A 9,261-nucleotide genomic window follows, 5' to 3' on the forward strand; every position below is an offset into this window, starting at 1 on the left:
GAGGGGCGCTAGGCCGAGGCATCGCGCAGCAGCTCGCGGGCGTGCTCCTGGGCCGCCTCGGAGTCCTCGTGGCCCGCCAGCATGCGGGCGAGCTCGATGACGCGCTCGTCCTGCGAGAGCACGCTCACATCCGAGACGGTCGAGTCCGAGCTCTTGGTCACGAGCACGTGCTCATCGGCGAAGGCCGCGACCTGCGGCAGGTGCGTCACCACGAGCACCTGCACGTTCCGGGCCAGCATCTTCAGGCGCCGGCCGATCTCCAGGGCGGCCTTGCCGCCCACGCCGGAGTCGACCTCGTCGAACACGAACGTGGGCACGGGGTCGACGGCGGCCAGCACGACCTCCAGCGCCAGCATCAGGCGCGAGAGCTCACCGCCGGAGGCGCCCTTGCCCAGAGGCCGCGGCGAGGCATCGGCGTGAGCTCGCAGCAGGAACTCGACGGTGTCGCGGCCCCAGCGGTCGAAGCGCTGCGACGGCTCCACGGAGACGATCAGCGCGGCGTTGGGCATGGCCAGCGCCTTGAGCTCGGTGCCGACCTCCTGCGCCAGCTGCTCGGCCGCGCCGCTGCGGCGCTGCGTGAGCTCGCCGGCCTGGGCCTCGAGGGCCTCCAGCAGCTGGTCGCGCTGCGCTGCCAGCTGCTCCTCGCGCTGGGGGTCGTCGCCGAGCGATTCCAGGCGGGTGCGGGCGGTCTCGGCGAAGGCGAGCACCTCGTCGATGTCCGCGCCGTAGGTCTTGGTCAGCCCGCGCAGGGCCGCGCGCCTGGCCTCGACCTCGGCCAGCCGCGCCGGGCCGTCCTCGTCCAGGCCGGTCGCGTAGGCGGAGAGATCCGCCGCGACGTCGTTGGTCAGCACGGACAGCTCGCGCACGCGCTGGGCCAGCTGCTCGAGCTCGGGATCGGAGTCGGCCTCCTGGTCGAGGGCGGACAGCGCCCGGTCCACCAGCAGGATCGACGACGCCGCGTCCGGATCCTCCTCGCTTCCCGACAGCGCCGCGTGCGCGGTCATGGAGGCGCCGCGCAGCGACTCGAGGCTCGTGAGCTTCTGCGATTCGGCGTTCAGGGCCTCGTCCTCACCGCTGACCGGCTCGACGGCGTCGATCTCCTCGAGCGCAGCCCGCAGCGACTGCGCCTCGAGCGCGCGCTCCCGGCCCTTCTCGCGGATCTCGGAGAGCTCGGCCTCGACGGCCTCGAACGACGACAGCGCCGCACGGTACTCGCCCAGCAGCTCCTCGAAGCCCCGGCTCTCGGCGGCCTTCTTCCGACCGCGTGCCGAGCCGGTGTCGTGCACGGCTGCGAACGTGTCCAGCGCATGGCGCTGCGCGGCCGCCGAGGTCAGCCGCAGCTGATCCGACTGTCCGTGCACGGCCACCAGGGTCTCGCCGAGCTCGCCGAGCCGAGCCACCGGGGCGCTGCGTCCGCCCACGTGCGCCCGCGAGCGCCCCGTGGCGGCCACGGTGCGGCTGAGCTGCAGGGAGGCGCGGTCCTGCTCGTGGTCGACGTCTCCCCCGGCGTCTTCCACCAGAGCCACCGCGGCGTGATCGGACGGGACGTTCACGACGGCCTCCGCCACGGCCTTCTCTGCGCCCACGCGCACAGCGCCGGCGTCGGCGCGGCGTCCCAGCAGCATGCCCAGGGCGGTCACGACCATGGTCTTGCCCGCGCCGGTCTCGCCGGAGAGGATCGTCAGCCCCGGCCCCAGGGGGAGCACGGCATCGGTGATCACCCCGAGATCGCGGATGTGGATCTCCTCGATCATGAGCCCTCCTCCGGACGATCGGCCTGCGGGATCTCCTGGCCCACGGACAGGTGCTGAGGCGTGCCCGGCTCCTGGTGGCGGATGGTCGTGCGGTAGTCCGGCTGGACGATCGGCAGCGTGGAGGTGGCGTCCGAGATCTCGTCCCGCTCCACGGGGCCGCGCCAGCCTGCGGTCGGCAGGCCGAACTTCTTGACCAGGCGCTCCGAGAACGGCGTGCGATGCATGCGCGCCAGGGTCACGGGCCGCTCGGCGCGGGTGACCTCGATGCGCGATCCCGGAGGCAGCTCGACCGTGCGGCGGCCGTCGCACCACAGGACGCCGCGGGCATCGGTGCGGGTGAGCACCTCCACGGCGATCATGGACGACGGCGAGACGACCAGCGGCCGCGAGAACAGCGCGTGCGGCGAGAGCGGGACCATCAGCAGCGCCTCGACCTCCGGCCACACGACCGGTCCCCCGGCGGAGAACGCGTAGGCGGTCGAGCCGGTGGGTGTGGCCATGATGACGCCGTCGCAGCCGAAGGACGACAGGGGCCTGCGGTCCACCTCGGTGACGACCTCGAGCATCTTCTCGCGGTCGCCCTTCTCCACCGAGGCCTCGTTCAGCGCCCAGGTGTGCAGCACGGGGCGTCCCGCGTGCCAGACCCGCACGTCCAGGGCCATGCGGTCCTCGACGGTGTAGCGGCCGTCGACGACGGCCTGGACCGTCTCCGCCAGGCCGGAGCGCTCGGATTCGGCCAGGAACCCCACATGGCCCAGATTCACACCCAGCAGCGGGACCTCGACGTCGCGGACGACCTCCGCGGCGCGCAGGATGGAGCCGTCGCCGCCGAGCACGACCACCAGCTCGATGTCCGACAGCGCGCAGTTGTCCGGCACCACTCCCACCGGGGGCAGCTCGTCCACCTCCGGGGCGCGCAGCATGGCGTCCCGGTCCTCGGCGGTCAGGACGCCCTCCACGCCGGAGTCGGCCAGCTGGCGCAGTGTCTGCTGGGCTGCGACCCGGGCCTCCGGACGTCCCATGTGGGCGAGCACCAGGATGCGTCGTGAGGCGGGCGCGCGCATGCCGGAGTCGTCGATCATGCGCTCCACCCTACGTCCTCCGACCGACGGCACACGGAGGGCCCGGTTCTGCCCTCGGGTTCAGGACGACGCCGGCACCGGACGCTGCAAGTGCAGGAAGAACTCATGGTTGCCGTCCTGGCCCGGCAGCGGCGAGCGCGTCCGCCCGAGCTCGATCAGGCCCGCAGCGACGCCTGCGGCCGCCACCTTCTCGACCGCCTCGAGGCGCTGCTGCTCCGAGGCGACCACTCCGTCGCGGCCCAGCCGATCCGCTCCGACCTCGAACTGCGGCTTGACCATGAGCAGCAGGTGCCCGCCGGGCAGGGTGGCCGCCGCCAGCGGTGCGATCACCAGGGTCAGGGAGATGAAGGAGACATCGCAGACGGTCAGCTCGGCAGGGCCGCCGATGTCCTCGGGGGCCATGTAGCGCAGGTTGAGGCCCTCGTGCACGCGCACCCGCGGATCCGCGCGCAGCTGCGGCACGAGCTGGTCGTGGCCCACGTCCACGGCCACGACCTCCCGTGCCCCGCCCCGCAGCAGCACGTCGGTGAATCCCCCGGTGGAGGCTCCGGCGTCCAGGCAGCGCAGCCCCTCCACGACGACGTCCGGGAACGCCTCGAGCGCCCCTGCCAGCTTGTGCCCGGCGCGGCTGACGTACTCGGGGCCCTCGGCCTCCTCGAGCTCCACCCCGGAGGTCGCGGCCACCAGCTGCGAGGCCTTCCTCGTGCGCTGCCCGTCCACGCTCACGCGGCCCTCGGCGATCCATCGGGCGGCCAGGGTGCGCGAGCGCGCCAGGCCCCGGGTCACCAGGGCGCGGTCCAGCCGCTCGGCGCTCGGTCCTTCAGAGCTCACGACGTCCCGCCGGCACCGGCGATGCGCGACTGCGCCGACTCGAGCTCGCGGGTCAGCCGCTCGTGGGCGTCCTGATAGGCGGCGGCGTGCTCGCCCACGGGGCGCTGGTCCAGGTCCTCGAGGTCCTGCAGGACGCGCTGAACCCCGGGGCTCTGCGAGGGCTCGAACGACTGGGTCATGCCGCCGTCCAATCGATCTCGGGGATCGAGGCCGTGTCGACCTGCGGATGCCGGGCCCACCAGGCGGCGCAGGCGGCGCGCCAGGCGTCGAGGTCGTCCTCATCACCGGAGATCCGCAGGCCGTCGTCGTGCGCGGTGGCCTGCGCGGCACCGCAGCGCGCGATGCTGGCGCCGTCCGATTCCTCCACAGCGATCTCCGCCTCCGGGGCGAAGAGCCCCGTGAGATCGGCGATGAGGTGATCGGGGCGCTCGTCGGTGATCGCACCGAGGGCGGTGCGCACCGTGTCCACGCCGGTGAGCACCAGGGCGGTCGCGAAGCCGGCGCGATTGCCGCCCAGGATGTCGGTGTCCAGCCGGTCGCCGATCACCAGCGGGCGCTGAGCCCCCAGGCGCTGGGCGCCGGTGCGGAAGATCGGGGCCTCGGGCTTGCCCGCGACCTCCGGGGTGCGCCCGGTCGCCCTGGCCACCGCGTCCACCAGCGTCCCGTTGCCCGGGGCGATGCCCCGCTCGCGCGGGATCGAACCGTCGGTGTTCGTGGCCATCCAGAGCACCGAGGCATCGGCCAGGGTGTAGGCCGCCTCGGCCAGATCGCTCCAGCCGATCTCCGGGTCGAATCCCTGGACGACCGCCACGGGGTCGTCGTGCTGGGAGCTCACCGGGGTCAGGCCGGCCTCGGCGATGTAGTCCGACAGCGCCTGGGCCCCCGTGATCAGCACCCGCGATCCGGCCGGAAGGCGGTCGCTGAGCAGTTGGGCGGCGGCCTGCGCGGAGCTGACCACGTCCTCGCCGCGGGTCGCCACACCGAGCTCGCTGAGGTGCTCGGCGACCGTCTCGACGGCGCGCGAGGCGTTGTTCGTCACGAACATCACCGGCACGCCCTCGGACTTGGCCCGCTCGAGCGATTCCGGGGCCTCCGAGATCGCCCCGGGACCGGCGTAGACCACGCCGTCCAGGTCGGCCAGGATCGCGTCGCAGCCGTCGATCAGTCGCCGAGTCATCTCAGGAGTCCTCCTGCTCCGTCTCGCCCTCGCTCGCAGCACCGTCCGCGAGGGATTCGTCATCAGCGGCGGCGTCGCGGACGATGCCGCTTGGGCCCGACGACGGCGCCGGATCCTCATCGTCGTCGAAGCCGTCGGCGGAGGCCGACTCCCCGCCCATCGAGGCGAGGTCCTCGTCGTCGAGACCCGGCTGATGCTGCGCAGCGGGCTCCTCGGAGCCCTGCGCCGCGTCGTCCGCCTCGGCCTCGGCCTCGGACTGCCCGGTGACGTCGGAGACCCGGTCGATGTCGCGCTGGGCACCCTCGGCGGAGTCGAGCTCCACTCCGATCTCGTCCTCGCCCAGGTCCACGATCTCCGGGTCCTCGAACGGGCCGGTGCCCAGAGCGGCCTCTGCCACGAGGGCCTGCCGGTCCCAGGCGGTCGCCTCCTTCTCCCGCCCGACGCCGCGCAGAGCCTCGCCGTAGGCGCGGAACAGGCGCGGGCTGTAGGAGAAGCCGCGGTTGCGGTCCAGCTGCGGGATCTCCAGGGCCTTCAGGGCGCCGTCGGCGTCGCCCTCGTCCCGGCGCAACCCTGCCACGATGATCGCCAGCTCCACGCGGGCATCGGCCGGAAGCTCGGTCACGCCCTCCGAGGCCGCCAGCTCCAGGGCCTTCTCCGGACGGCCCAGGGCCCGCTCGCAGTCGACCATCAGGGGCAGGTGGATGTCGTCGCCGGTCATGCGGCGGTACGTGCGCAGCTCCTTGAGGGCCTCGTGGTACTCGCCGTTCTCATAAGCGGCAACGCCTGCGGCCTCGCGGACCGCGGCCACGCGCCCGGCGCGGCTGACGGCGTAGCGGGCGTGCTCCAGCGCGAAGGCGGGGTCGTCCTCGATGTAGCGGGCGACCATCACCAGGTGCTGCGAGACGGCCTCGGCGTTGTCGGCCTCGAGCGCGCGCACCTGGAACTGGGCGTCGCGGTCCAGCTCCTGTCCGGTGATGTCGGCATCGACCTCCGGACGCGGTGCGCGCACGGGGCGGCCGCGCTCCTCGAAGGAGCTCGACGTCCGGCGCTGTCCGCCGCGCTCATCGCGGCGTCCGTCCCGACGCTCCCCGCGGAAGCCGCCCTGCCGATCATCCCTGCGCCCGCCGCGCGAGTCGTCGCCGCGGAAGCCCCGACGCTGCCCATCGCGGGATTCCCCTCCTCTGGAGCCCCCGCGGGAGTCGGAGCCGCGGGAGCCGCCGCGGCGGTCACCACGGGCGCCGTCCCGACCGCCGTCGGGGCGAGTGCCCGGGCCTCGACGGTCGTCCCTGCGCTCGTCGCGACGCCCCTCGCCGCCGCGACGTGCCTCGCTGCTGTGACGCGGCTCGTCGCGCCATGCCGAGCGGGACTGTCCTCCGCGACGGTCATCGCCCCAGCTGCTGCGCCGCTCGCCGGAGCGCGCGCCGCCGCGGGAATCGTCGCGCCCGCCGGGGCGATCGCCGTCCCGACGCGGGCCGCGATCATCCCTGCGCTCCCCGCCGCGGTCCTCCCAGCGACGACCGGAGCCGCCGCCCTGAGAGCCGCCCCGGAAGTCACGACGGGGTCCCCGGTCGTCCGGACGCCCATCGTCGCCGCGGAAGTCACGACGCGGAGCACCCGAACGCTCATCGCGGCCACCCCGACGATCATCGCTGCGGAAGCCCCTGCTCGGACCGCCGGAGCGCCCATCCCGGCCATCCCGACGGACATCTCCGCGGAAGTCACGGCGGGGACTGCCCGAGGGATCACCCTGGGGCCCACGGCGGTCGTCGTCCCGGAAGTCACGCCGAGGACCGCCCGAGCGCTGTCCCTGGCCGCCGCGTGCGTCGCGCCCGCTGCGGGATTCGTCGCCGCGGAAGCCGCGTCGCTCACCATCGCGGGATCCGCCGCGCGCGTCGCCGCGGAAGCCGCGGCCCGAACCCTGGCGATCGTCACGCCGGGCGCCGCTGCGCCCCTGCCCCGACGATCGGTATCCGGAGCCGCCGCGATCATCGCGACCCCGCCCCGGAGTCCGACGATCGCCGCCCCGGTCCTCGCCGCGATCGTTGCTGTCCTGCGACCAGGCCTCGGCCATCTCAGTCCTCCGGTGCGCGTCGCGCAGATATGTGTTCAACAATTCCGTGATCTGCAGCTCATCCGAGCGCAGTCGTGCCATAGTGAGGCCGCAGCGGATGCGGCCTCTGAGCCATGGACGGCACAGTCTACTCGTCCGCCGATCGCAGAATCGGTCGCAGCACCTGAGCGAGCGCACCACAGCTGGTCTCAGGGCCGCCTCCCCACACCCCGAAGAAAGACCCTCCATGCTCCATCGAATGCTGTCCTCACTGCTGACGAGAATCGTCGTCGCCATCGTGCTCGGCGCCCTGTGCGGCCTGTTCTTCCCGGAACCGATCGCTCGCGTCTTCGTCACGTTCAACGGCGTCTTCAGCGGCTTCCTCGGCTTCCTGATCCCCGTGCTGATCCTGGCCCTCGTCGCTCCGGCGATCGCGGATCTCGGGCGCGGCGCCGGCAAGTGGCTGCTGATCACGGCCGCCGTGGCCTACGGCTCCACCATCTGTGCCGGCCTCATGGCCTTCGGCACCTCGATGGCGCTGTTCCCGTCGCTGCTGGCCGATGAGACCCACGACGGCGGCGCACTGAGCGATCCCTCGGAGGAGTCGCTGTCGTCGTTCTTCAGCATCGAGATGCCCCCGCCCTTCGACATCATGACCGCGCTTCTGCTCGCCTTCTGCGTGGGCGTGGGCATCACGATGGTTCGCGGGACCACGCTGAAGAGCGGTCTGGAGGAGCTGCGCGACATCATCATGCTCGTGGTCACCCGCATCGTGATCCCGCTGCTGCCGGTCTACGTGTTCGGTTCGTTCCTGTCGCTGACCATGAACGGGCAGATCGGGACGGTCATCTCCACGTTCTTCAAGGTGGTCATCACCGCGTTCGTGCTCACGATCATCCTGCTGCTCCTGCAGTACGTGATCGCCGGGGCCATCGCCAAGAAGAACCCCATCCGCCTGCTCAAGAACATGCTGCCGGCCTACTTCACTGCCCTGGGCACGTCCTCCTCCGCGGCCACCATCCCGGTGACCCTGCAGGCCACCCGGAACAACGGGGTGAGCGAGGAGGTCGCCGGCTTCACGATCCCCCTGTGCGCCACGATCCACCTGGCCGGCTCAACCGTGAAGATCGTGCTGTTCTCCACCGCCGTCATGATGGTCACGGGCATCGAGATCGATCCGGTGCAGTACTTCGGCTTCATCCTGATGCTCGGCATCACCATGGTCGCCGCACCGGGCGTTCCCGGCGGTGCCATCATGGCCGCCGTGGGCATCCTGCAGTCCATGCTCGGCTTCGACGAGACTGCAATCTCCATCATGATCGCCACCTACGTGGCCATCGACTCGATCGGCACGGCCACCAACGTGACCGGTGACGGTGCGATCGCCGTGGCCATCGACCGCTTCTACAAGAAGTCGGAGGACATCGACGACGACGCTGTCGCTGAGGATCCGCAGCCGTCTGCTGTGTGATCTGCTCCCCGCGCCCTGAGCGCGGACGACGCGAAGGCCCCGAGCTCTCTGGAGGAGGCTCGGGGCCTTCGTCATTCGTCTCACCGCACCGCGAGCACCAGTGCCGCACCGCAGCGGGAAACGACACCACACCCCCAGAAGACCACGGCCCCGCCATGACGACGAGAGCGGCCAAGGCCACTGCCTCTCGCCGAGTGGATACCCATTTGCGCTGAAACACCCCTCAGCGCAAGGCAGCGCACACTCGAATCACGTCTCAAGCCAGCAGGGCCCGCGGAGGGTCGGCAGACAGGGCCAGGGCGGCCGAGAGCCGGCAGACAGAGCCAGGAGAGCTTCTGGAGCGGAAACACCCACTCCCCTGTTCGAGTGGATCGCCAGTTGCATTGAGGACGCCGATACCGCAACTGAGGGTCCACTCGAGCGTCGGGAGCCAGCCCCGGCTCCGCACCCAGGCGCAGCGGGGTCCAGAGCTGCCCGTGCCGATGCCCCGAACGGCCCTCAGTCCTACTCAGAACCGGCACCGGCCCCTGAGATCGATTGGATGCTCAATTGCGTTGAGGACGCCGACAACGCAATTGAGCATCCAATCGTCGTGGGGCGGCAGCTCAGCTTGCGGCGTCATCGCGCGCAGGTGCTGTCTGCCGCTTCGCTGCTCACGGCCGCATCCCCCCTCACCGAAGCTGGCCCTTGACCGGCATTCGAGTGGATCCCCAATTGCGCTAAAGGCCCTCATAGCGCAATCAGGTATCCACTCAGCAGGAGGGGGCACAAAAGCATCTGGGTACACGAAAAGAGGCCGACCGCGACTCGACCCATCCTCACCCTCACGGTGAAGACAAGGAGTCAGCGATCAGCCTCTCTCCGTACAAATAATTGCGGCGGCGACCTACTCTCCC

At 71.6% G+C, this 9,261-nt stretch carries 7 protein-coding genes; 1 reads left to right on the plus strand and 6 read right to left on the minus strand.

What is annotated here, in order from left to right:
- Positions 1–8: 8 nt before the first annotated feature.
- Genes recN through QSJ40_RS12165 form a run of 6 tightly spaced genes read right to left on the minus strand, consistent with a single transcriptional unit; the run spans position 9 to position 5,853 of the window.
- Entirely contained in the window at positions 9–1,754 is a 1,746-nt protein-coding gene (recN, locus tag QSJ40_RS12140) for a DNA repair protein RecN (protein ID WP_285731226.1), read from the minus strand.
- The gene (locus tag QSJ40_RS12145; RefSeq protein ID WP_235444488.1) at positions 1,751–2,836 is read right to left on the minus strand and encodes an NAD kinase; all 1,086 of its coding nucleotides are present in this window, start codon (positions 2,834–2,836) and stop codon (positions 1,751–1,753) included. Before QSJ40_RS12145 ends, recN begins: the two co-directional genes overlap by 4 nt.
- Before the next feature lie 60 nt (positions 2,837–2,896).
- Positions 2,897–3,667 carry a TlyA family RNA methyltransferase gene (locus tag QSJ40_RS12150; protein ID WP_024290204.1) on the minus strand — a complete coding sequence of 257 codons (771 nt, stop codon included), beginning with the start codon at positions 3,665–3,667 and terminating at the stop codon, positions 2,897–2,899.
- Positions 3,664–3,846: a hypothetical protein gene (locus QSJ40_RS12155; protein ID WP_006215836.1), complete on the minus strand. Its 183-nt coding sequence runs from the start codon at positions 3,844–3,846 to the stop codon at positions 3,664–3,666. The genes QSJ40_RS12150 and QSJ40_RS12155 overlap by 4 nt, the downstream gene beginning before the upstream one ends.
- The gene (locus QSJ40_RS12160; protein ID WP_285731231.1) at positions 3,843–4,844 is read right to left on the minus strand and encodes an HAD-IIA family hydrolase; all 1,002 of its coding nucleotides are present in this window, start codon (positions 4,842–4,844) and stop codon (positions 3,843–3,845) included. The genes QSJ40_RS12155 and QSJ40_RS12160 overlap by 4 nt, the downstream gene beginning before the upstream one ends.
- Position 4,845: 1 nt before the next feature.
- The gene (locus QSJ40_RS12165; protein WP_285731233.1) at positions 4,846–5,853 is read right to left on the minus strand and encodes a tetratricopeptide repeat protein; all 1,008 of its coding nucleotides are present in this window, start codon (positions 5,851–5,853) and stop codon (positions 4,846–4,848) included.
- A gap of 1,300 nt (positions 5,854–7,153) precedes the next feature.
- Here QSJ40_RS12165 and QSJ40_RS12170 point away from each other — a divergent pair.
- Complete coding sequence (locus QSJ40_RS12170) at positions 7,154–8,365, plus strand: dicarboxylate/amino acid:cation symporter (RefSeq protein ID WP_259872053.1); 1,212 nt, start codon at positions 7,154–7,156, stop codon at positions 8,363–8,365.
- The last annotated feature ends 896 nt before the right edge of the window (positions 8,366–9,261 follow it).

The organism is Kocuria sp. NBRC 114282 (assembly GCF_030268385.1).
In the GTDB taxonomy this organism is placed as follows: domain Bacteria; phylum Actinomycetota; class Actinomycetes; order Actinomycetales; family Micrococcaceae; genus Kocuria; species Kocuria palustris.

What these genes read in the sequence shown, in the direction of transcription:
- recN (WP_285731226.1), bottom strand. Translation starts at nt 1,754, where the DNA reads ATGATCGAGGAGATCCACATCCGCGATCTCGGGGTGATCACCGATGCC.
- QSJ40_RS12145 (WP_235444488.1), bottom strand. Translation starts at nt 2,836, where the DNA reads ATGATCGACGACTCCGGCATGCGCGCGCCCGCCTCACGACGCATCCTG.
- QSJ40_RS12155 (WP_006215836.1), bottom strand. Translation starts at nt 3,846, where the DNA reads ATGACCCAGTCGTTCGAGCCCTCGCAGAGCCCCGGGGTTCAGCGCGTC.
- QSJ40_RS12160 (WP_285731231.1), bottom strand. Translation starts at nt 4,844, where the DNA reads ATGACTCGGCGACTGATCGACGGCTGCGACGCGATCCTGGCCGACCTG.
- QSJ40_RS12170 (WP_259872053.1), top strand. Translation starts at nt 7,154, where the DNA reads ATGCTGTCCTCACTGCTGACGAGAATCGTCGTCGCCATCGTGCTCGGC.